Source organism: Streptomyces fradiae (assembly GCF_041270065.1).
Lineage (GTDB): Bacteria > Actinomycetota > Actinomycetes > Streptomycetales > Streptomycetaceae > Streptomyces.
Genome location: NZ_CP065958.1, coordinates 4,495,772 through 4,515,893, shown reverse-complemented (window position 1 = coordinate 4,515,893; position 20,122 = coordinate 4,495,772). Strand labels below are relative to the sequence as shown.

Annotated in this window: 18 protein-coding genes; 7 read left to right on the top strand and 11 right to left on the bottom strand. The window is 73.9% G+C overall.

All coding sequences use genetic code 11. The annotated features are described in order from the left end of the window. Positions 1-10 precede the first annotated feature (10 nt). From JAO84_RS20675 to JAO84_RS20665, 3 genes are read left to right on the top strand one after another with little or no spacing between them, the layout of a single operon-like run. Complete coding sequence (locus JAO84_RS20675) at positions 11-1,036, top strand: FecCD family ABC transporter permease (protein ID WP_370414211.1); 1,026 nt, start codon at positions 11-13, stop codon at positions 1,034-1,036. After that, positions 1,033-2,091 carry a FecCD family ABC transporter permease gene (locus JAO84_RS20670; protein ID WP_370414210.1) on the top strand — a complete coding sequence of 353 codons (1,059 nt, stop codon included), beginning with the start codon at positions 1,033-1,035 and terminating at the stop codon, positions 2,089-2,091. Before JAO84_RS20675 ends, JAO84_RS20670 begins: the two co-directional genes overlap by 4 nt. Then, complete coding sequence (locus JAO84_RS20665; RefSeq protein ID WP_370414209.1) at positions 2,088-2,942, top strand: ABC transporter ATP-binding protein; 855 nt, start codon at positions 2,088-2,090, stop codon at positions 2,940-2,942. The genes JAO84_RS20670 and JAO84_RS20665 overlap by 4 nt, the downstream gene beginning before the upstream one ends. A gap of 149 nt (positions 2,943-3,091) precedes the next feature. Here JAO84_RS20665 and JAO84_RS20660 read toward each other — a convergent pair whose 3' ends face one another. Beyond that, positions 3,092-3,877, bottom strand: coding sequence for a hypothetical protein (locus tag JAO84_RS20660; RefSeq protein WP_370414208.1), 786 nt, complete (start codon positions 3,875-3,877; stop codon positions 3,092-3,094). Between the two features lie 41 nt (positions 3,878-3,918). Here JAO84_RS20660 and JAO84_RS20655 point away from each other — a divergent pair, with 41 nt between their 5' ends. Then, complete coding sequence (locus JAO84_RS20655) at positions 3,919-6,555, top strand: helicase-associated domain-containing protein (RefSeq protein WP_370414207.1); 2,637 nt, start codon at positions 3,919-3,921, stop codon at positions 6,553-6,555. On the opposite strand, the gene JAO84_RS20650 is transcribed toward JAO84_RS20655, so the two are convergent. Genes JAO84_RS20650 through JAO84_RS20625 form a run of 6 tightly spaced genes read right to left on the bottom strand, consistent with a single transcriptional unit; the run spans position 6,552 to position 12,790 of the window. After that, positions 6,552-7,265, bottom strand: a complete 714-nt coding sequence (locus tag JAO84_RS20650; protein ID WP_370414206.1) for a DUF6193 family natural product biosynthesis protein — start codon at positions 7,263-7,265, stop codon at positions 6,552-6,554. The two genes, JAO84_RS20655 and JAO84_RS20650, sit on opposite strands and share 4 nt — an antisense overlap. A gap of 46 nt (positions 7,266-7,311) precedes the next feature. Beyond that, on the bottom strand, positions 7,312-8,787 hold the full coding sequence (locus JAO84_RS20645; protein ID WP_370414205.1) for an HAD-IA family hydrolase: 1,476 nt from the start codon (positions 8,785-8,787) through the stop codon (positions 7,312-7,314). 22 nt (positions 8,788-8,809) lie between these two features. Continuing rightward, positions 8,810-9,895 carry an ABC transporter ATP-binding protein gene (locus JAO84_RS20640; protein ID WP_370414204.1) on the bottom strand — a complete coding sequence of 362 codons (1,086 nt, stop codon included), beginning with the start codon at positions 9,893-9,895 and terminating at the stop codon, positions 8,810-8,812. A gap of 2 nt (positions 9,896-9,897) precedes the next feature. Beyond that, positions 9,898-10,749, bottom strand: coding sequence for an ABC transporter permease (locus tag JAO84_RS20635; protein ID WP_370414203.1), 852 nt, complete (start codon positions 10,747-10,749; stop codon positions 9,898-9,900). Then, positions 10,737-11,633, bottom strand: coding sequence for an ABC transporter permease (locus tag JAO84_RS20630; RefSeq protein WP_370414202.1), 897 nt, complete (start codon positions 11,631-11,633; stop codon positions 10,737-10,739). The genes JAO84_RS20635 and JAO84_RS20630 overlap by 13 nt, the downstream gene beginning before the upstream one ends. Next, on the bottom strand, positions 11,630-12,790 hold the full coding sequence (locus JAO84_RS20625; RefSeq protein WP_370414201.1) for an ABC transporter substrate-binding protein: 1,161 nt from the start codon (positions 12,788-12,790) through the stop codon (positions 11,630-11,632). The genes JAO84_RS20630 and JAO84_RS20625 overlap by 4 nt, the downstream gene beginning before the upstream one ends. A 243-nt stretch (positions 12,791-13,033) precedes the next feature. On the opposite strand from JAO84_RS20625, the gene JAO84_RS20620 reads away from it, so the two are divergent. After that, entirely contained in the window at positions 13,034-13,774 is a 741-nt protein-coding gene (locus tag JAO84_RS20620; protein WP_370414200.1) for a GntR family transcriptional regulator, read from the top strand. Between the two features lie 90 nt (positions 13,775-13,864). Then, on the top strand, positions 13,865-15,508 hold the full coding sequence (locus JAO84_RS20615) for a DNA repair helicase XPB (RefSeq protein ID WP_370414199.1): 1,644 nt from the start codon (positions 13,865-13,867) through the stop codon (positions 15,506-15,508). A 241-nt stretch (positions 15,509-15,749) separates the two neighbouring features. Here the strand turns inward: JAO84_RS20615 and JAO84_RS20610 are convergent, their stop codons facing one another. Beyond that, entirely contained in the window at positions 15,750-15,926 is a 177-nt protein-coding gene (locus JAO84_RS20610; protein WP_370414198.1) for a hypothetical protein, read from the bottom strand. 288 nt (positions 15,927-16,214) lie between these two features. On the opposite strand from JAO84_RS20610, the gene JAO84_RS20605 reads away from it, so the two are divergent. Beyond that, positions 16,215-18,245, top strand: coding sequence for a UvrD-helicase domain-containing protein (locus JAO84_RS20605; protein WP_370414197.1), 2,031 nt, complete (start codon positions 16,215-16,217; stop codon positions 18,243-18,245). On the opposite strand, the gene JAO84_RS20600 is transcribed toward JAO84_RS20605, so the two are convergent. The 3 genes from JAO84_RS20600 to JAO84_RS20590 all read right to left on the bottom strand — a co-directional run bounded on the left by JAO84_RS20600 (position 18,242) and on the right by JAO84_RS20590 (position 19,972). After that, positions 18,242-19,129, bottom strand: coding sequence for an aminoglycoside phosphotransferase family protein (locus JAO84_RS20600; protein WP_370414196.1), 888 nt, complete (start codon positions 19,127-19,129; stop codon positions 18,242-18,244). The genes JAO84_RS20605 and JAO84_RS20600 overlap by 4 nt on opposite strands. 130 nt (positions 19,130-19,259) lie before the next feature. Continuing rightward, the gene (locus JAO84_RS20595; protein ID WP_370414195.1) at positions 19,260-19,481 is read right to left on the bottom strand and encodes a helix-turn-helix domain-containing protein; all 222 of its coding nucleotides are present in this window, start codon (positions 19,479-19,481) and stop codon (positions 19,260-19,262) included. Continuing rightward, positions 19,481-19,972: a DUF2975 domain-containing protein gene (locus JAO84_RS20590; protein ID WP_370414194.1), complete on the bottom strand. Its 492-nt coding sequence runs from the start codon at positions 19,970-19,972 to the stop codon at positions 19,481-19,483. Before JAO84_RS20590 ends, JAO84_RS20595 begins: the two co-directional genes overlap by 1 nt. Positions 19,973-20,122 lie beyond the last annotated feature (150 nt).

The following is a 20,122-nucleotide window of genomic DNA, read 5'->3' as shown; positions in this document are numbered from 1 at the left end:
CCTCATCTCCATGTCCGCTGCACGTAACCGACGGGTCGGCCGACGCGCCACTCGGCGCGTCGTCGCGACCACGGCGGCCCTGGTCGCCCTGCTCGTCGCGGTTCTGCTCAGTCTCGCGGTCGGTGCCCGCGCCGTCCCGCCGTCCACCGTGCTCGACGCGCTGCTGCACGGCGCCACGGGCGACGACGCCGAGGTGGTGCGGCAGCTCCGGGTGCCGCGCACGCTGATCGGTCTGATGGTCGGCGCGGCGCTCGCGCTCGCCGGGACCGCGCTGCAGGGCATCACCCGTAACCCGATCGCCGACCCCGGCATCCTCGGCATCAGCCAGGGCGCCTCGGTCGGCGTCGTCCTCGCCCTCGCGTTCGCCGGGGTGCACACCCTCACCGGGTACGTGTGGTTCGCCTTCGCCGGCGCCGCGCTCGCGTCCGTCGCCGTGTACGCGATCGCGTCGAGCGGCCGGGGCGGGGCGACGCCCGTGAAGCTGGCGCTCGGCGGCGCGGCGATCAACGCGCTGCTGCTGTCCGTGACCACCGGCGTCCTGACGACGAAGGCGTCGGCGCTCGACGAGTTCCGGTTCTGGCAGATCGGCTCGCTGGACGGCCGGGACGTCCAGGTCGTCGGCCAGATCTGGCCCTTCCTGCTGCTCGGCGCGGTCCTCGTGCTGTCCGTGGCGCGCGGCCTTGACGCGCTCGCGCTCGGCGAGGACGTGGCCAAGGGGCTCGGGCAGCGGGTGGCGACGGTACGGATCGTCGGCGGGGTCGGCGCGACCGTACTGACCGGCGCCGGGGTCGCCGCCGCCGGGCCGATCGCCTTCGTCGGCCTCGCCGTACCCCACATCGCCCGGGCCGTGGTCGGCGGCGACCACCGCTGGCTGCTGCCGATGGCGGCGCTCATCGGGCCGGTGATGCTGCTCGTGGCGGACGTGCTCGGGCGGATCCTGTTCCCGCCGGGCGAGGTCCCGGCGGGTGTGATGACCGCGCTGATCGGCGTGCCGTTCCTGGTGACGCTGGTGCGCCGGAAGGCGGTGCCGGCATGAGCGCCACACAGATGCGGATGCGGCCTCACGGCTACGGGGTCGTACGCGTCGCCGGGCGCGCGTCCTTCCTCGTGCACCGGCGCTCCGCCGTGGCCGCCGCCGTCCTGCTCGTCCTCCTGGCCGCCGTCGCGGTGGTGTCGCTGTGCGTGGGCGAGCGGTTCATCGGGCCCGGCGAGGTCCTGCGGGTCCTGCTCGGCCCCGAGGAGTCGCTGATCGTCGAGGAGCTGCGGCTGCCGCGCCTGGAGACGGGCCTGATGGTCGGCGCGGCGTTCGGCGTCGCGGGCGCCCTCATCCAGACCGTCGCCCGCAACCCGCTGGCCAGCCCCGACGTCATCGGCATCAGCCAGGGCGCGGGTGCGGTCACGGTCGCCGCGATGACCTTCGGGCTCGCCTCGTACAGCGTGATCCCGTACGTGTCGATCGCGGGCGGGCTGCTCGCGGCCGGCCTTGTGTACGTGTTCGCGTGGCGCGGCGGGCTGCACGCGACGCGCTTCGTGCTGATCGGCATCGGTTTCGCGATCGCGCTGCGCTCGCTGACCCATCTCTTCATGACGAAGGGCGACTACCTGGTCGCCCAGCAGGCGCAGATCTGGATGACCGGCTCCCTCAACGGGCGGGGCTGGGACGAGGCGGCGCCGCTGCGCTGGACGCTGCTCGTGATGCTGCCGGCGGTGCTGTGGGCGGCGCGGGCGCAGCGCTCGGTGTCGTTGGACGACGACACGGCGACGGCGCTCGGCGTACGGCTCGGGCGGGTGCGGCTCGGGCTCGTGACGGTGGGCGTGGTGCTGGCGTCGGTCGCGACGGGCGTCGCCGGGCCGGTCGACTTCGTGGCGCTGCTCGCGCCGCAGATCGCGCGCCGGGTCACCCGGACGGCGCAGATCCCGCTGCTGTGCTCGGCGCTGCTCGGCGCGCTGATCGTGGTCGCGGCCGATGTGCTCGGCCGGCGGCTCTTCGCGCCCACCGAACTGCCGGTGGGCGTTCTGACGGCGGCGGTGGGCGCCCCGTATCTGATCTGGCTGATCGTGCGCGGTGCGCGCACCGGAGGTGGGCGTTGAGCAGGCTGGAGACCCGGCCGGAGACCCGGCTGAGGACGCGTGAGCTGACGCTCGCGTACGAGGAGCGGACCGTCGTCCACGAGCTGGACCTGGCGATCCCGGACGGCAAGGTGACCGTCATCGTCGGCCCGAACGCGTGCGGCAAGTCCACGACGCTGCGGGCCCTCGGGCGGCTGCTCAAGCCCAAGGGCGGCGCCGTCCTGCTCGACGGCGAGGAGCTGGCCAAGCTCCCGACGAAGCGCGTCGCCCAGAACATCGGCCTGCTGCCGCAGACCCCGGTGGCCCCGGAGGCGATCTCGGTCGGCGACCTGGTCGCGCGGGGGCGGCAGCCGCACCAGGCGTGGTGGAAGCAGTGGTCGGAGGAGGACGAGCGCGCGGTCGTCGACGCGATGGCCCGTACGGACGTCACCACCCTCGCCGACCGCTCCGTGGACGAGCTGTCCGGCGGCCAGCGCCAGCGCGTCTGGATCGCGATGGCCCTCGCCCAGGAGACCGATCTCCTCCTGCTCGACGAGCCCACCACCTACCTGGACATCGCCCACCAGGTCGAGGTCCTCGACCTGGTCCGCCGCCTCAACCGCGCCCGCGGCCGCACGATCGTCCTCGTCCTCCACGACCTCAACCAGGCCGCCCGCTACGCCGACCACCTCGTCGCCATGAAGTCCGGCCACGTCGTCGCAGAGGGCGCCCCGGACGAGGTCGTCACCGCCGACCTCGTCCGCGACGTCTTCGGCCTGGACTCGGTCGTCGTCCCCGACCCGGTGACGGGCTCGCCCCTGGTGGTCCCGGGCGCGCCGTGGTCGGCGGACGGGGTGGGAGAGACGGAGCAGGACGAGGCGGTACGGGGGTAGGGGCGGGGGCCGGGCCGGGCCGGGCCGGGAGGGCGCCGGCCCGGGAGGGCGCCGGCTTCGCCGCGCCGCGCGCGGCCGGCCTCGCCGAGCGGCGCCGGCCCGCCCTCAGCCTCGGACCCCGAGCGGAGCCGGACCGAGACCTGGGCGCCTCAGGCCCTGCGGGCCCGCCACAGCAGGTACAGCGCCGAGACGATCGCCGCGGTGCGGAGGGTCCAGGGCCAGGTGGCGGAGAAGGCGGCGCCCATGGCGGCCTCGCCCGGGGGGATCGGGGCGCCCCAGCGGCCTTCGACGCGGCCCCAGAGCCAGATGGCGCCCCCGGCGGCGGCCAGGCCGGGCAGGGTGAGGGCGGCGATGCGGCGCTCGCGGGAGAGGTAGGCGAGGAGCCAGCCGGCGGCGACGGGGGGTACGGAGCCGAGGGCCGCGCCCGCGAGGAGCAGGAGGGCCGACGTGAGGAGCAGCGGGCTGCCGAAGCGGGGGAGGCGGAACTTCCGCTTCGCCTCCGGAGCCTCTTCGGCCTCCTCCTGCTCGTCCCCGGACTCCTCGTCCTCCTCCGGTGGGGGCTTCAGGAGCTCCGGGATCTCCACTCCGCCCATGAAGCCGGCGACCCTGCCGGTCGGATCCGCCGCGTCGGCGGCCTCGCCGTCCCACCAGTCCGCTGCCCGCGGAGACGGAACCTCCGCATCCGGGACCTCCACCGGCGGTGCCGCCGGCGCCGACGGCACCGGCGCCACCCGCCCCACCACCTCGTCCGGCGTACCCAGGTCCCCGAGGATGCCCCGCACCCCCTCGCCCCGCACGGCGCGCCGGCGTTCGATCTCGTCGCGCAGGCCCGAGACCAGCTCGCGGCGCTCGGCCGCCGGGAGCTGTCGCTGCTGCGCCAAGTCCCCGATTCGGCTCAGATAGTCGAAGACCAACCGGTCGTTCTCGATCCCCACGGCACGACGGTAGCGCCTGTACAGGGGCTAACGTGGTCCGGATGGGGATCGGTGGGATCGGTGAGCTCGACCGGGAGGCGCACGTGCCCAAGGAGACAGGCGTCGGGACCGGCGCCGGCGCGGCGCCGCGGACGCTCGCGGAGGCGCTCCGCGCGGGTGGGGACGAAGGGCTCGCCGCGCTGCTGCGGGCGCGGCCGGACCTGCTGTCGCCGGTGCCGAACGACCTGACGCAGCTGGCGACGCGGGCCGGCACCCGTGGTTCCGTCGTACGGGCCCTGGAGCGGCTCGACCGGTTCGCCCTGCAGACGGCCGAGGCGCTCGCGGTGGCCCCCGACCCCGCCCCGTACCCCGTGCTCCTCGCCCTCCTCACCGGCGACGGGACCGACGCGGCGATCGACCCTGACACCGGCCGGGACATCGGCCCGGACATCGGCCCGGACATCGAGGCGGCGCTGCCGCGCGCCGTCGCCGTGCTGCGCGAACAGGCCCTGGTGTGGGGCGACGACGAGCGGCTGCGGCTCGTACGGACCGCGCGCGAGCTGCTCGCGCCGTCGCCGCAGCACCCCTCCCCCACCGGGCTCGGCCCGAGCGTCGCGGAGGCCACGGCCGGGATGTCGCCGGGCCGGCTGCAGGAGATCATCGCGAACGCCGGGCTGCCCGCGACGCACGACCCGGTGTCGGCGGTGGCGGCGCTGACGGAGCTGTTCACGGACCGTACGAGGATGGCGGCGCTGCTCGACACGGCGCCGCCGGACGCGCTCGCGGTCCTGGACCGGCTGGTGTGGGGGCCGCCGTACGGGGAGGTGACCGCCGATCCGGCGCCGCCGGTGCGCTGGCTGCGCGACCGGGGCCTGCTGCTTCCGGTGTCGACGCGGACCGTGGTGCTGCCCCGCGAGGCGGCGCTGCATCTGCGCGGCGGGCGGGCGCACCGTGCGCCGGAGCCGGTGGCTCCGGAGGTGACGGCGGCCCGCGAGTACCGTCCACAGGTCGTGGACAACGCGGCGGCCGGCCAGGCGCACACCGCGCTCGCCACCGTCGAGGAGCTGCTGAAGTCCTGGGACCAGGGCGGGCCGCAGGTGCTGCGGGCGGGCGGCCTGGCCGTACGGGACCTCAAGCGCACCGCCGCGGCCCTCGACGTGTCGGAGCCGATCGCCGCGTTCTGGCTGGAGCTCGTCCACGGGGCCGGGCTGCTGGCCTCCGACGGCGAGGCCGACGAGCGTTACGCGCCGACCCCCGCCTACGACGACTGGCTCGACCTGCCGCCCGCCGAACGCTGGGCCGGGCTCGCCGCCGCCTGGCTGGCCGCGACCCGCACCCCGGGCGTGGTCGGCGGCCAGGACGCCAAGGGCCGCACCCTCTCCGCGCTCGGCCCGGGCCTGGACCGGGCGCAGGCCCCGGAGGTACGCCGCCGGGTCCTCGCCCTGCAGGCCGCGCTGCCGCCGGGCGCCGCCGCCGACCGGGAGGCGCTGCTCGCCCGGCTGCGCTGGGACCGGCCGCTGCGGGGCGCGGCCGGCGAGGGGCAGGGTGCCGGGGCCGGGGGCAGCACCGCCACCGCCGCCCTCGCCGACCTGCGCGAACAGCTCGCCGTCTGGACCCTCGACGAGGCCGAACTCCTCGGCATCACCGGCCGCGGCGCCCTCGCCACGCCCGCCCGCGCGCTGCTCAACCTGCCGCTCGCCGAGGCGGCCGCGGACGACGCGCTCCAGGGGCACTCCCACGACTGCGAGCCGTCCGTCGCCGCCTCCCGCGCAGCGACCCTGCTCGCGCCGCTGCTGCCCGAGGCCGTCGACCACGTCCTGCTCCAGGCCGACCTGACGGCCGTCGCCCCGGGGCCGCTGCGGCGGCCGCTGGCCGACACCCTGGCCGTGCTCGCGGACGTCGAGTCGAAGGGCGGCGCGACCGTCTACCGCTTCACGCCTGCCTCCGTACGGCGGGCGCTCGACGCCGGGCGCAGCGCCTCCGACCTGCAGGACTTCCTCACCGCGCACTCGCGCACCCCGGTGCCGCAGCCCCTCTCGTACCTCATCGACGACGTCGCCCGCCGCCACGGGCACCTGCGGGTCGGGGCCGCCTCGGCGTATGTGCGCTGCGACGACGACACCGTGCTCGGCGAGATCCTCGCCGACCGGCGCGCCGCGGCCCTCCGGCTGCGCCGCCTCGCCCCGACCGTCCTCGCCGCGCAGGCCGACCCGGCCTCGCTCCTGGAGGGCCTGCGGGCCATGGGCTACGCACCGGCCGCCGAGTCCGCCGAGGGCGACGTCCTCATCACCCGCGCCGATGCCTACCGCACCCCGCCCCGTACCGCCCCGGCCCCCGTCCCCGACGGCCCCCCGGCCCCCGACGCGACCCTCCTCAAGGCGGCGGTACGGGCCATCCGCGCCGGCGACCACGCGGCCACCGCCGTCCGCAAGGAGCCCACAACCCCCCTGGCCCCCGGCCAACTCCCCCGCACCACCCCCGCCGACACCCTGGCCACCGTCCAGGCCGCCGCCCTCACCGGCTCGGCGGTCTGGATCGGCTACGTCAACGCCGAGGGCGCGGCCAGCCAGCGGGTCATCGCCCCGGTCCGGGTGGAGGGCGGCTTCGTGACCGGCTACGACCACACGGCCGACGAGGTCCGCACGTACCCGCTGCACCGGATCACGGGCGTGGCGGAGCTGGTGGAGGACGAAGGCTAGAGCGCCGGCCCGAGCCCCTCCGGGAGGGCTGCCGCCATGAAGGCGGCGGCTTCCTCCGGCGTTTCGGTGCGCACGAGCGGCTCGCCTCGGTTCCGTACCCCGTACAGCCCCTCGTCGTACGGGCAGAGCACATACCCGACCCAGGTCCTCCAGGGCTTCTCGACGCTGGTGGAGAACCAGAGGTTGAAGTGGCTGTGGACCGGCATCAGCCGGCGGAGCACCGGCTGGGCGTACGCCGCCGCCAGCAGGGCGTGGACGCGCGGGTGGCGGTCGTACGGCGGTATGTGGACGCGGTCGAGCTTGACGCGCCACGTCAACTCGACGGCACCGAACGGCTCCCGCTCGTGGACGAGGGCCCAGGGCCTGAACTGGATGAACGGGGCGTGCGCCCTGGTCTCCTCGAGCCCCGCACCGCCCGTCCACGCCGCCGTCGCCCTGACCGCCTCGGCCATGTCCGCCGTCCACCCACAGGCCAGGGGCGTGCCGTCGGCCGCCCGGAGGCGCACCAGGAAGGTCCGGCGCTCCTCGCGCGGCGGATGCACCATGACGCGCCGGCCGCTCGCCGCGCCGACGTACTCCGCGAGGCGACCCCGCTGCCCGTCCGACTCGGGCAGGGCGAGCCCGAGCCCCTCGGCCGTATGTCTCAGCGCAGCCCGCAGTGCCCCGTCAACATCCCAGCCGCCCTCGCCGAGCCCCACCCCGAAGTTCATCACTCCAGTGTGCCCGGATCGCACCGCCTGATGACCGCTCCTTTCGCTAGAGCGCGAAGGTCGTCACCACCGCCGCGTGGTCCGACGGCCACTCGTTCGCCGCGAAGTCCGGCCACGGGGACGGGGTGCCCGTGACCAGGGTGCGGGAGGCGAGGGTGCGCAGGCCGTGGGCGTTGTGGAGGATGAAGTCGATGCGGTCCTGGGGCTCGGGGGCGCCCGCGTGCGGGCCCTCCTCCGGGTGGACGGGGTGGATCGGGGACCAGGTGTGGCCGGGGGACGCGGCCGGGTCGGGGTGGGCCTCGCGGTAGGAGTCGCGCAGGCCGGCGGCCTCGGCGGCCTTGGTCACCGGCCAGGGGACGTCGGGCCAGTCCAGGTGGGAGGGGGCGTTGAAGTCGCCGACCAGGACGACGGACCGGTCCTCCTCCGCCTCCTTGGCGATACGGGCCAGCGTGTCCCGCATCTGGGCGAGCCGGATCTCCTCGTGGGCGATCAGCTCGTCCGCCGGGAGCCCGTCGAAGGCGGACTCGTACGGCCCGTACGGGGTGTAGTGGAGGTGCGCCGTCCAGACGTCGACCTCACGACCGGTCTCGTCGATCCGGATGCGGACGCCCGCCGCGCCGTAGAAGCCGACCTCGGGGTCGCCGAGGCGGGCGACGATCGGGTGGCGGCTGAGGATGCCGAGGTTCTCGCCGGCCGCGTGGTGGTGCCAGCCGAGGGCGGCGGCCAGTTCCTGGGTGGCGAGCTGCCCCGTCTCCTGGAAGCCGACGACGTCGGCCCCGCAGGAGCGGAGCACCGCGAGCTGCTTGGCCCGGAAGTCCTCGACCAGGCCGCCGCCGAGCCACAGGTTCCAGCTCATGACCGTGAGTTGAGAGCCAGTCAGATCTGTGAGGAGGGCGGGCGTGACGCCGATCAGGGACTCCCGTACGGTGCGGCCGGGCCCCTGAGCGATCGGGGTCACCGACGGGACCGCGAGCACCGCGCACCCCGCCGCCTCCGCCGACGCCACGCCCGTCGGGGTGTCCTCCACCGCCACGCAGCGCGCGGGCTCGACGCCGAGCGCGGCGCAGGCGGCGAGGTACGGCTCGGGCTCGGGCTTCGTCGTCGCCGTGTCGTCCGCGGTGACCGTGACCGTGAACCCGGGCGCGCCAAGGGCCGTGAGCGCGGCGACGACGGTGTCGGCGACGGCCCGGGGCGAGGCGGTGACGAGGGCGGTGGGGACGCCGTCGTCGGCCAGCGCGGTCAGCAGGTCGAGCGCCCCGGGCCGGGGCACGACGCCCGCCCGTACCCGGTCGGCGAACTCCCGGTGCAGCTCCGCCGCCAGCTCACCGGAGTCGGCGCCCGTCGCTGCGGCCAGCCAGGCGGCGGTGTGCTCGACGGCCCGGCCGAGGACGTCGGGCCGGTCGGCGTCGGTCAGCGGCCGGCCCGCGACCTGCTCCACCGCCTCCCACCACAGTCCCTCGGTGTCGACGAGCGTGCCGTCCATGTCGAACAGGACGGCGTGGAGCGGGCGTTCGGGGTTCACGTACGTACGTCACTTTCTGTTGCTACGGGCGGGCGGCGACCAGGACCGGGCGTTCGCGCAGGGTCACCGTCACAGCATCCCCCGCCGCGAACGCCGCCGCCTCGTGCGTGGCCAGATCCGCCTTGACCTCGGTGGTGTCGGCGAGCCGCACGGTGAGCCGGGTGGTCGCGCCGAGGAAGGCCGTCGCGACGACGCGCGCCGAGCACGCGCCCTCCGCCGAGACCCGTACGTCCTCGGGTCGTACGAGCACGTCCACCGCCCCCGTACCGGCGGCGGGCGGCTCGCCGTCCACCGGCAGGCGCCGGCCGAGTACCTCGACGGTGCTGCCGTCGAGGTCCCCGGGGATCCGGCTCATCGTGCCGACGAACTCCGCGACGAACGCGGTCGCGGGCCGCCCGTACAGCTCGGCGGGCGGCGCGCACTGCTCCAGGCGGCCGGCCCGCATCACGGCGACCCGGTCGGCCATGGACAGCGCCTCTTCCTGATCATGCGTCACGAACAGGGTGGTGATGCCGAGTTCGCGCTGGATGCGGCGGATCTCCTCACGGAGACTGAGCCGCACCTTGGCGTCGAGCGCGGACAGCGGCTCGTCGAGCAGCAGGACGCGGGGGCGCAGGGCGAGGGCGCGGGCGAGCGCGACGCGCTGCTGCTGGCCGCCGGACAGCTGGTGGGGGTAGCGGCCGGCCTTGTCGCCGAGGCCGACCAGGTCGAGCAGCTCGGCGGCCTGCGCCTTGCGCGCCGCCTTGGCGACCTTGCGCATGCGCAGGCCGAAGGCGACGTTGTCGAGGCAGTCGAGGTGGGGGAAGAGGCTGTACGACTGGAAGACCATGCCCGCGTCGCGCCGGTGCGCGGGCACGTGCGTGATGTCCTGGCCGTCGACGAGCACGGCCCCGGAGTCGGGCTGCTCGAAACCGGCGAGCATCCGCAGGGCGGTGGTCTTGCCGCAGCCGGACGGGCCGAGCAGGGCGAGCAGTTCGCCGGGGGCGACGGCGAGGTCGAGCCCGTCGAGGGCGGTGGTGGCGCCGAACCGGCGGCGCAGTCCGCGGAATTCGACGGTGGCGGCGGAGGCCGTGTCCGTACGCGGCGCGGAGGGGGCGGTCACGGTCATGGTCATCCCTTGGAGGCCTTGGAGGTACGGGTGGGGCGGGTCGCGCCAGGAGCCCGTCCGCCGGCCCCGGAGAGGGCCAGGAGCAGCACCCAGGTGACGAGGAGGCTGAGGACGGAGACGGCCACGGACATCTGCGCCTGGGAGCCGGAGATGTTCACGATCCAGACGGCGAAGGGCCGGAAGCCGAGCAGCTGCGCGACCGTGTACTCGCCGAGGACCAGGGCCAGGGTGAGGAAGGCCGCGTTCATCAGCGCGCCGCGCAGATTGGGCAGCACGGCCCGGACCAGCGCCTGGGTGCCGTTGGCCCCGCAGCTGCGGGCCGCCTCGACGAGGGTGCGGACGTCGACGGCCTGGAGGCCCGCGTCGAGGGCGCGGTAGGTGAAGGGCAGCGCCATCACCACGTACGCCAGGACGAGGATCACCGGGAAGTCCGGGTTCTGCAGCGCGACGAAGGTCTGGAAGAGGGGCGTGCGGGCCAGGTGTTCGGGGCCCCACTTCAGTACGGTGCCGAGGCCGGCGACGAACGCGATCGGCGGCACCACCAGCGGCAGCGAGCAGACCGCCTCGACGACCGGCTTCAGGCGGGGCGCGCCGAGCCGCAGGGCGACCAGCGCGGGCACCATCAGCAGCAGGACGACGGCGATGGTGACGGCGGCCAGCGCGAGCGAGAGCAGCAGGCTGGTGGTGAAGCCCTCGGTGCCGATGATCTTCGTGTACGCGTCGACGTTGAGGCCCTGCCCGGGCACGTCGACCGTGAAGATCACGGAGGCGGCGAGCGGCACCAGGAAGTACAGCCCGGCGAGCCCGAGGACGAGCGGGCGCCACGCGGAACGGGATCGGTTCAGGCGAGCCATCGCGAACTCCGGCGTTGCAGGGGCAGATAGACCGCCATGACGAGCCCGGCGATGACGACCATGTCGAGGCTGAGGGCGAGCGCCACGTTCTCCTGGCCGACGAGGACGTTGCCGGAGATGGCGTCGGAGATCTGCAGGGTGACGAGCGGGACGGCGCTGCCGACCATCGCGGCGGCGGTGGCGTACGCGGCGAAGGCGCTGCCGAAGAGCAGCACGAGCCCGCCGAGCAGGCTCGGCAGCAGCACCGGCAGGGCCACGTGGCGCCAGTACTGGAGGCCGGTGGCGCCGTTGTTGCGGGCGGCCTCGCGCCACTGGGTGCGCAGCCCGTCGAGGGCGGGGGTGATGGTGAGGACCATCAGCGGGATCAGGAAGTACAGATAGACGAGGACCAGGCCCCAGAAGCTGTAGAGGCTCCAGCCCTGCTCGGCGAGGCCGAGGTGCCGGGTGAGCACACCGGAGTTGCCGAGGGTGGCGACGAACGCGAAGGCGAGCGGGACGCCGCCGAAGTTGGCGAGCACACCGGAGGCGGTGAGCACGGCCTCGCGCAGCGCGCGGGAGCCGGAGGACACGACGGCCTGGGCGAGCGGCAGCCCGAGCAGGGCGGCGAGTCCGGCGGCGGTCGCGGAGAGCTTGACGCTGCCGAGCAGGGCGGTGAGGTACGCGCCCTGGAGGGAGGCGGTCAGGTTCTCCGTACCGTACGAGCTCACGCCCGTCGCCGGGTCGTCGACGGTGAGGGCGCCGCCGAGCATGGCGACGGCGGGGACGCCGAAGGCGATCGCGGTGAAGGCGAGCAGCGGGACGGCGGCGAGCCAGGCGGGGGCGCGGCGCCGCCGCTTCCCGGACGCGGTCCGGGGAGCGGCGGCCGCCATGAGGGAGCCGGTCATCCGGAGACGGCCTTGCCCCAGCCCTGGGCCAGCGTCGTCTTGGCCTTGGCCTGCTGGGCCTCGGTCGGGAAGGCCGGCACGCCGGAGACGGCGGGCAGCTTGAGGGCGGCGTCGTTGTCGAGGGTGCCGGCCTTCTCGAGGGCGGGCATCAGGACGGGGCGGGCGAAGCCCTTGAGCCACAGGTTCTGGCCCTCGGCGCTGTAGACGTACTCCTGCCAGAGGCGGGCGGCGGCCGGGTGCGGCGCGTCCTTGTTGATCGCCTGCGAGTAGTACTGGGCGTAGCGGCCGTCGGTGGGGACGGCGACCTTCCAGTCGAGGCCCTTGGACTTGAACTCCTCGGCGTAGCCCGCGTTCAGGTAGTCCCAGTCGATGGAGATGGGCGTCTCGCCCTTCTCGACGGTGGCGGGGGTGGACTCGACGGGCGTGTAGTTGCCGTTCTTCTTCAGCTCGGCGAAGAAGTCGAGGCCGGGCTGGATGTCGTCGAAGGAGCCGCCGTGGGCGAGGGCCGCCGCGTAGACGCCGCCGAAGGCGGAGCCGGACTTGGTGGGGTTGCCGTTGAGGGCGACCTGGCCCTTGTACTCGGGCTTGAGGAGGTCCGCGAAGGTGGTCGGGCAGTTCTTGACCCGCTTGGCGTCGCAGCCGATGGAGACGTAGCCGCCGTAGTCGTTGTACCAGCGGGCCTTCGGGTCCTTCTGGCCCTCGGGGATGTCGTTCCAGGCGGTCACCTTGTACGGGGCGAACAGGCCCTGCTGGGCGCCGCTGAGCGCGAACGAGCTGCCGAGGTCGAGGACGTCGGGGGCGCGGTCCTGGCCCTTGCGGGAGGTGACGGCGTTGATCTCGTCCTGGCTGGAGGCGTCGGGGTTCTCGACCTCGACCTTGATGCCGTACTTCTTCTGGAAACCGTCGATGAGGGCGCCGTAGTTGGCCCAGTCGCGCGGCAGCGCGATGGCGTGCAGCGTGCCCTCCTTCTTGGCCGCGGCGGCGAGGGCGTCCAGGCCGCCGAAGTCGGCGGCGGAGGTGGCGGTGGCGGCGTTCTTGCCGTCGGCGGTGGTGGTGCCCTCGGGCGCGGCACCGCAGGCGGTGAGGGCGAGCGCGGCGAGGACGGCGAGGGAGCCGCCGAGGACGGCGTTTCTCGGGAGGGTCGCGGGGACGGGCACGGCTTCTCCAGGAGCTTCGGGGGCGAGCTTCGAGGGAACTTCAGGGCGAGAACTTGTCTGAACAAGTCGGCCTCAGTACGCCGGGTGTGGATGACCTGAAGGTGAACGGAGACGGAACGGATCCCCGCTATTCCCTGCACAATCAAGCCTGTTGACGCGCATTTCCAGCCACAGACCCCCTGGTCTACGCTGACCGCACCGCACACACGCTGCACACACGTGGAAACGAGGGAACGGAACACGATGACCGCGCGCCACGAGCAGATCGCCGCGGAGCTCCGGCGGGCGATCCACCGCGAGGAGTACCCGGTCGGCGCGCACCTGCCCGCCGAGACCGAGCTCGCCACGCGGTACGGCGTCTCGCGCGGCACCGTCCGCCAGGCCGTCGCCGCCCTCGCCGCCGAGGGCCTCATCGGCTCCCGCCAGGGCGCCCGCCGGGTCGTCCTCGCCCCGCGCCGCAGCCAGAGCTTCGCCGAGCTGCGCAGCTTCGCCCAGTGGGCCCAGGCCATGGGCCGCACCGCCACGGGCCGGGTCGTCGCCCATGAGTACCGCCCCGCCACCGCCGAGGACGCCGCCCGCCTCCACCTCCCCCAAGGCACGCCGCTGCTGAACGTGCTCCGCCTGCGCGGCCTCGACGGCGAGCCCGTGCTCGTCGAGCGCACCGTCTACGCCGACTGGATCTCCCCCGCCGTCGAGGCCGTCGACCCCGACTGCGCCTCCGTCACCCAGCGCCTCTACGAGGACACCGGCCTGGTCTTCGCCCACGGCGAGCACGTCATCGACGCCATCTCCGCCGGCGCCCGCGACGCCACCCTCCTCGCCGTCCGCCGCACCAGCCCCCTCCTCCGCGTCCGCCGCGTCACCACCACCCACGACGGCCGCCCGGTCGAATGGTCCGACGACCGCTACCGCCCGGACGCGGTCAGCTTCACCGTCCACAACGCGATCGGCCACAACCCACTGATGCGCACGCCCGCGGGGTAGCGCCTCTTTCCGTCGCGTCAGGCAGACTGGATGTTTGGCCTGCAGGTTCCGGTCTGGAATCCGGCCGCGCGGAAGGGGATGCAACGCATCGTGAACGGTCCACTCATCGTCCAGAGCGACAAGACGCTCCTCCTGGAGGTCGACCACGAGCAGGCCGACGCCTGCCGGCGGGCGATCGCGGCGTTCGCCGAGCTGGAGCGGGCGCCCGAGCACATTCATACGTACCGGGTGACGCCGCTCGGGCTGTGGAACGCGCGGGCGGCCGGGCATGACGCCGAGCAGGTCGTGGACGCGCTCGTGGAGTTCTCGCGGTATCCGGTGCCGCACGCGCTGCTCGTGGACGTCGCGGAGACGATGGCGCGCTACGGGCGGCTCACGCTCAGCAAGCACCCCACCCATGGGCTGGTGCTCACCACCACCGACCGGCCGGTCCTGGAGGAGATCCTCCGGTCGAAGAAGGTCCAGCCGCTGGTCGGGGCGCGGATCGACCCGGACACGGTCGCCGTGCACCCCTCCGAGCGCGGGCAGATCAAGCAGACCCTGCTGAAGCTGGGCTGGCCGGCCGAGGACCTCGCCGGGTACGTGGACGGGGAGGCGCACCCGATCGACCTCGCCGAGGACGGCTGGTCCCTGCGCCCGTACCAGCAGCAGGCCGTCGAGGGCTTCTGGCACGGCGGCTCCGGTGTCGTCGTACTGCCCTGTGGCGCAGGAAAGACGCTGGTCGGCGCCGGGGCGATGGCGCAGGCCAAGGCGACCACGCTGATCCTGGTCACGAACACCGTCTCGGCCCGCCAGTGGAAGCACGAGCTGGTCAAGCGGACCTCGCTGACCGAGGACGAGATCGGCGAGTACAGCGGTACGAAGAAGGAGATCCGGCCGGTCACCATCGCCACGTACCAGGTGCTCACCACCCGCCGGAAGGGCGTCTACCCGCACCTGGAGCTCTTCGACTCGCGCGACTGGGGCCTGATCGTCTACGACGAGGTGCACCTGCTGCCTGCGCCGGTCTTCAAGTTCACCGCCGACCTCCAGGCCCGCCGCCGGCTCGGCCTCACCGCCACGCTCGTACGGGAGGACGGGCGCGAGTCCGACGTCTTCTCGCTCATCGGGCCGAAGCGCTTCGACGCGCCGTGGAAGGAGATCGAGGCGCAGGGCTACATCGCGCCCGCCGACTGCGTGGAGGTACGGGTCGACCTGACCGACTCCGAGCGGCTGGCGTACGCGACGGCCGAGGCGGAGGAGAGGTACCGCTTCTGCGCCACGACCGCGACCAAGCGCAGGGTCACCGAGGCGCTGGTGAAGAAGTTCGCCGGGCAGCAGATCCTCGTCATCGGCCAGTACATCGACCAGCTCGACGAGCTCGGCGCCCACCTGGACGCCCCGGTGATCAAGGGCGAGACCTCGAACGCGCAGCGCGAGAAGCTCTTCGACGCCTTCCGCAACGGCGAGATCAGCGTCCTCGTCGTGTCCAAGGTCGCGAACTTCTCCATCGACCTCCCCGAGGCCACCGTCGCCATCCAGGTCTCCGGCACCTTCGGCTCCCGCCAGGAGGAGGCCCAGCGCCTCGGCCGGGTGCTCCGCCCGAAGGCCGACGGCCACCAGGCGCACTTCTACTCGGTCGTCGCCCGCGACACCATCGACCAGGACTTCGCGGCCCACCGCCAGCGCTTCCTGGCCGAGCAGGGGTACGCGTACCGGATCGTGGACGCGAGCGAGCTGCTGCCCGGGACGTGATCCGGAACCCGGACCCGTCCTTGGACCGCTCCTGGGCCCGCTCCTAGTCCAGCGCGGCCAGGACCGGGCCCAGGACCGCCAGGGCGTAGGCGCCGGCCACGGCGACCGCCCGGGCCCGGTTCGACATCCCGTCGGGCGACGCGGCCGCGCCCACCAGGGCGCACAGTCCGGAACCGGCGAGGGCCCAGCAGCGCGCGAGGCGTCGGCGTACGGGCCGGCGTACTCAGATCAGCGGGCCGCGCTACTCAGAGAGGTGCGTGGGGCGGGGGTCACGTACGCCGGCCTCCTCGCCCAGCTCCCCGTACGAGCCGAGCAGGACGACGCCGACGGCGGCGGCGCCGAAGGCCCGTATCGCACGGAGGCCGAAGGCGAGGCGGTGGGGGATTCCGGTCATCGGGGTGAGGGTCGTCGCGGTCATGCATCCATCATCCGAAACGGACATTCCGAACACATCGGCCCAGGGGTCGAACCGGGGTCCCCCGTGAGTCGGACCTCACCCCCTACGGGTCGCCCCAGGGTCCTGCCGTACGCCCCCCCACAGCGCCCCCCGGCTCCCCCCGGGAAAACCGTTCGCGCCCCGCGCCCGCCCGGCGTTAGACTCGACGGCTTCCCCGCCTCCCGTCCCTCGTACGTGGAGCGCCGCCGTCCGGCCGGAAACCGGCGGCCACCGTGATGTGTCCGCGCCGTACCCACCGGAGGCCTCAGCATGTCCGTCGACGTCGACGATCCGCTCGCGCGCGAGCGCGCCCACCTCTCCGCCTCGCGCGCCGCGCTGCGCGCCATGCGCGAGGACGTCGAGTCGCTCGACATCAAGGACGTCACCGCGAACTGGGTCAACGCCGTCATCCTGACGCGCCAGATCGAGGACCGCATCAAGGCCCTCGCCGACCTCGCCGACACCCCGCTCTTCTTCGGCCGGCTCGACTACCTGCACACCACGCAGGAGGGCCAGCGCTTCTACATCGGACGCCGGCACGTGCACGACGCCGACGGCGACCCGATGGTGATCGACTGGCGTGCGCCGGTCTCGCAGCCGTACTACCAGGCGTCGAAGAAGAACCCGCAGGACGTCGGGCTGCGCCGCCGCTTCGGGTACACGGGCGGCGACCTCACGGCGTACGAGGACGAACACCTCTCCGACCCCGCCGAGCTCGAACAGACCAGCCGCCTCCTCCAGGCGGAGATCGAACGGCCGCGCGTCGGCCCGATGCGCGACATCGTCGCGACCATCCAGCCCGAGCAGGACGAGATCGTCCGCTCCGACCTGTCCGGCACGGTGTGCGTGCAGGGCGGCCCCGGTACGGGAAAGACCGCCGTCGGCCTGCACCGTGTCGCGTACCTCCTCTACGCGCACCGGGAGCGGCTCGCCCGCACCGGCACGCTCGTCATCGGGCCGAACCGATCCTTCCTCCACTACATCGAGCAGGTGCTGCCGGCGCTCGGCGAACTGGAGGTCAAGCAGGCGACGGTCGACGACCTGGTCGCGCACGTGGAGGTGCGCGGCACGGACGAGGCGGCGACCGCCGTCGTCAAGGGCGACGCCCGGATGGCGGAGGTGCTGCGGCGGGCGGTCTGGTCGCACGTATCGCTGCCGACGGAGCCGCTGATGGTGGTGCGGGGTTCGCGCCGCTGGCGCGTTCCGGCGTACGAACTGGAGGAGATCGTACGGGAGTTGACGGACCGTGACATCCGTTACGGGGCGGCCCGCGAGGCCCTGCCGCAGCGCATCGCGCACGCCGTGCTCGTACGGATGGAGCAGGCGGGCGAGGCGCCGGACGACCGGGTGCAGAACGCGGTCGCGCGCAACGCGGCGGTCAAGGCGGTCGTGAAGGAGTGCTGGCCGGCGGTCGAGCCGGCCAAGCTGGTCCTGCGGCTGCTCAGCGACCCGGACTTCCTGGCCGAGCACGCGGCGGGCGTGCTGAGCGAGGACGAGCAGAAGCTGCTGCTGTGGGCGAAGCCAACCCGCAGCGTGAAGACGGCGAAGTGGTCGGCGGCGGACGCGGTCCTGATCGACGAGACGACCGACCTGGTCGAGCGCACCCACTCGCTCGGGCACGTGGTCGTCGACGAGGCGCAGGACCTGTCGCCGATGCAGTACCGGGCGGTGGGGCGGCGCTGTACGACGGGTTCGGCGACGGTCCTCGGCGACCTCGCGCAGGGCACCACGCCGTGGGCGACGCAGAGTTGGGCGCAGGCGCTCGCGCACCTGGGCAAGCCGGAGGCGCTGGTGGAGGAGCTGACCGCCGGTTTCCGTGTGCCGCGCGAGGTCATCGCGTACGCCTCGCGGCTGCTCCCGCACATGTCGCCGGGCCTGGCGCCGGTGGAGTCGGTCCGTGAGAACCCGGGGTCGCTGGAGATCCTGCGGTCGGAGCCGGAGGCGCTTGACGCGAGCGTGGTGGCGGCGTGCGTCGAGGCGCTGACGCACGAGGGCTCGATCGGCCTGATCGCCGCCGACGCGCGCATCGCGCCGCTGGCGGAGGCGCTGGACGCGGCGGGGATGGCGTACCTCTCCCCGGGCGAGGAGACGACCGCCGAGTCCCGGCTGACCCTGGTGCCGGCCTCGCTGGCGAAGGGCCTGGAGTACGACTACGTGGTCCTCGACGAGCCCTCGGCCGTCGTGGACGGCGAGCCGGACGAGCGGACGGGCCTGCGCCGGCTGTACGTGGCGCTGACCCGTGCGGTGTCGGGCCTGGCGGTGGTGCACGCGGCGGAGCTGCCGGAGCAGCTGGCTCCCTAGTCCGCGTACTCCGCCAGGGCCTGGGTCCACGTCCGGTGGGCGACGGCGGCGAGGACCGGGTTCCGGCCGCCGCCGTAGTAGTCCTCGGTCACGATCCCCCAGCACAGTGCCCAGCCGCGGCCGCGCGCCCAGGTCGCGTCGTCGACCTGGGCCGCCGCGCGGAAGAGGGGGCGGGTGGCGGGGGTGAAGAGGGTCCAGGCGGCCATGGTGTCGACGGCCGGGTCGCCGGTGCCGAGGCCGCCGAAGTCGATGACGGCGCTGAGCCGGCCGTCGCGGGTGAGCAGGTTGCCGGGCAGCAGGTCGCCGTGGACCCAGACCGGGTCGCCTTCGTACGCGGGGAGGCGGAGCACCGACTCCCAGGCGGCGGTGGCGCGTTCGGCATCGAGGAGGCCCTGGGCGGCGAGTGCCCGGATCGCCCCGGGCATGTTGCCGTCCTCCCATTCGGTGACCGGCCCGCCCCGGAAGGAGGTGGGCCCGCCCGTCGCGTCCACTCCCCGTAGCGCAACCCCGAAGCGCCCCAACTCCCGTGCGGCGTGCGGGAGATCGGTGACCGGCGCGGCGTACGCGTCCTGCCCGTCCAGCCACTCGCACACGGACCACACCTGCCCGTACCCCTCGCCCGGCACCCCGCATCCCACGGGCACCGGCACGTCGAGCGGAAGCCCGGGCGCGAGCCGCGGCAGCCAGCGCTGCTCCTTCTCGGCGTCCCCGGCCGCCCAGGTGGCCTTCGGCAGCCGCACGACATACCCGTCCCCCAGCCGGAACATCGCGTTGTCCGTCCCGGCCGAGGTGAGCTCCCGTACGGGCAGCCCGGCCCACTGCGGGAACTGGGCGGCGACGAGCCGGCGGACGAGGTCGGCGTCAAGACGAGTCTGCGGCTGCATGCGCGCGAGGTTACGGCCGGCGGCGGCGAGGCCGCCACGGAGTTTGCGCCTCCCCGCGCTCAACGGCCGCCGGATCGCGGAGTCGTTCGAAGGCGAGCATGACCGGTGACGACGCGTCGGCAGGCACGGCTCATTCGCCCGCGGTGTCCTCGGCCTCCCAGCGCAGCAGGTCGCCCGGCTGGCACTCGAGTACCTCACAGAGCGCGGCGAGCGTCGTGAAGCGCACCGCCTTGGCGCGGCCGTTCTTGAGCACAGCCAGGTTGGCGGGCGTGATCCCCACGCGGTCGGCGAGGTCTCCCACGGACATCTTCCGCCTGGCCAGCATCACGTCGATGTCGACGGCGATCGGCATCAGATCACCTCGTCCAACTCGGCCTGCATCTGCGCCGCTTCGACGTCGCGGGCGACGGCCTGGGCGAGCAGCGTCCGCAGCACGAGCACGATGAGCGCGACTCCCAGGATGGCCACGCCGATCCCGCCCATGATGAGGGTGACGCCCGGATCGTCCCGCTGGCCGGGCGCGTTCAGGGCCGTGACCGCGAACCATACGAGCGCAGCCGCGACGATCGCACCGATGATGCCGTCCACGTACCGGAAGGCGGCGTGGGAGAACACCGTTCCGCGTCGCACCATCGTGACCAGTCGCCATACACAGACCAGGGCGACCTGGGCCGTCCCGATGCCCAGGATCGTGATCACCCGCAGCGGGGTCAGCGGGAGCGACCCGTCCTCCGGATCGCTCCCACTGACCAGCACCCACGCCATCAGCACCTGTACGAACACGGTGCCGGCGAGCACCACCACGAGCACGGCGCGCAGCGCGCCCACTGTCAGCTTTCCCATGACCCACCACCCCATCGATCCACGATGGAAATCTATCGAGTATCGATAGGTATGGCAAGGGCCGGGGGCGGCGTCAACGGTGGTGGTCATCCGCGGGAGGCTGGGAGCCGTTCGGTCCGCATCTCAACTCCAGCCATCCCCCCGGCGAAC

Coding starts and splice junctions, on each gene's coding strand:
- JAO84_RS20675 (WP_370414211.1), top strand. CDS start 11: ATGTCCGCTGCACGTAACCGACGGGTCGGCCGACGCGCCACTCGGCGC.
- JAO84_RS20670 (WP_370414210.1), top strand. CDS start 1,033: ATGAGCGCCACACAGATGCGGATGCGGCCTCACGGCTACGGGGTCGTA.
- JAO84_RS20655 (WP_370414207.1), top strand. CDS start 3,919: ATGGGGATCGGTGGGATCGGTGAGCTCGACCGGGAGGCGCACGTGCCC.
- JAO84_RS20650 (WP_370414206.1), bottom strand. CDS start 7,265: ATGAACTTCGGGGTGGGGCTCGGCGAGGGCGGCTGGGATGTTGACGGG.
- JAO84_RS20640 (WP_370414204.1), bottom strand. CDS start 9,895: ATGACCGTGACCGCCCCCTCCGCGCCGCGTACGGACACGGCCTCCGCC.
- JAO84_RS20635 (WP_370414203.1), bottom strand. CDS start 10,749: ATGGCTCGCCTGAACCGATCCCGTTCCGCGTGGCGCCCGCTCGTCCTC.
- JAO84_RS20630 (WP_370414202.1), bottom strand. CDS start 11,633: ATGACCGGCTCCCTCATGGCGGCCGCCGCTCCCCGGACCGCGTCCGGG.
- JAO84_RS20620 (WP_370414200.1), top strand. CDS start 13,034: ATGACCGCGCGCCACGAGCAGATCGCCGCGGAGCTCCGGCGGGCGATC.
- JAO84_RS20610 (WP_370414198.1), bottom strand. CDS start 15,926: ATGACCGCGACGACCCTCACCCCGATGACCGGAATCCCCCACCGCCTC.
- JAO84_RS20605 (WP_370414197.1), top strand. CDS start 16,215: ATGTCCGTCGACGTCGACGATCCGCTCGCGCGCGAGCGCGCCCACCTC.
- JAO84_RS20600 (WP_370414196.1), bottom strand. CDS start 19,129: ATGCAGCCGCAGACTCGTCTTGACGCCGACCTCGTCCGCCGGCTCGTC.
- JAO84_RS20595 (WP_370414195.1), bottom strand. CDS start 19,481: ATGCCGATCGCCGTCGACATCGACGTGATGCTGGCCAGGCGGAAGATG.
- JAO84_RS20590 (WP_370414194.1), bottom strand. CDS start 19,972: ATGGGAAAGCTGACAGTGGGCGCGCTGCGCGCCGTGCTCGTGGTGGTG.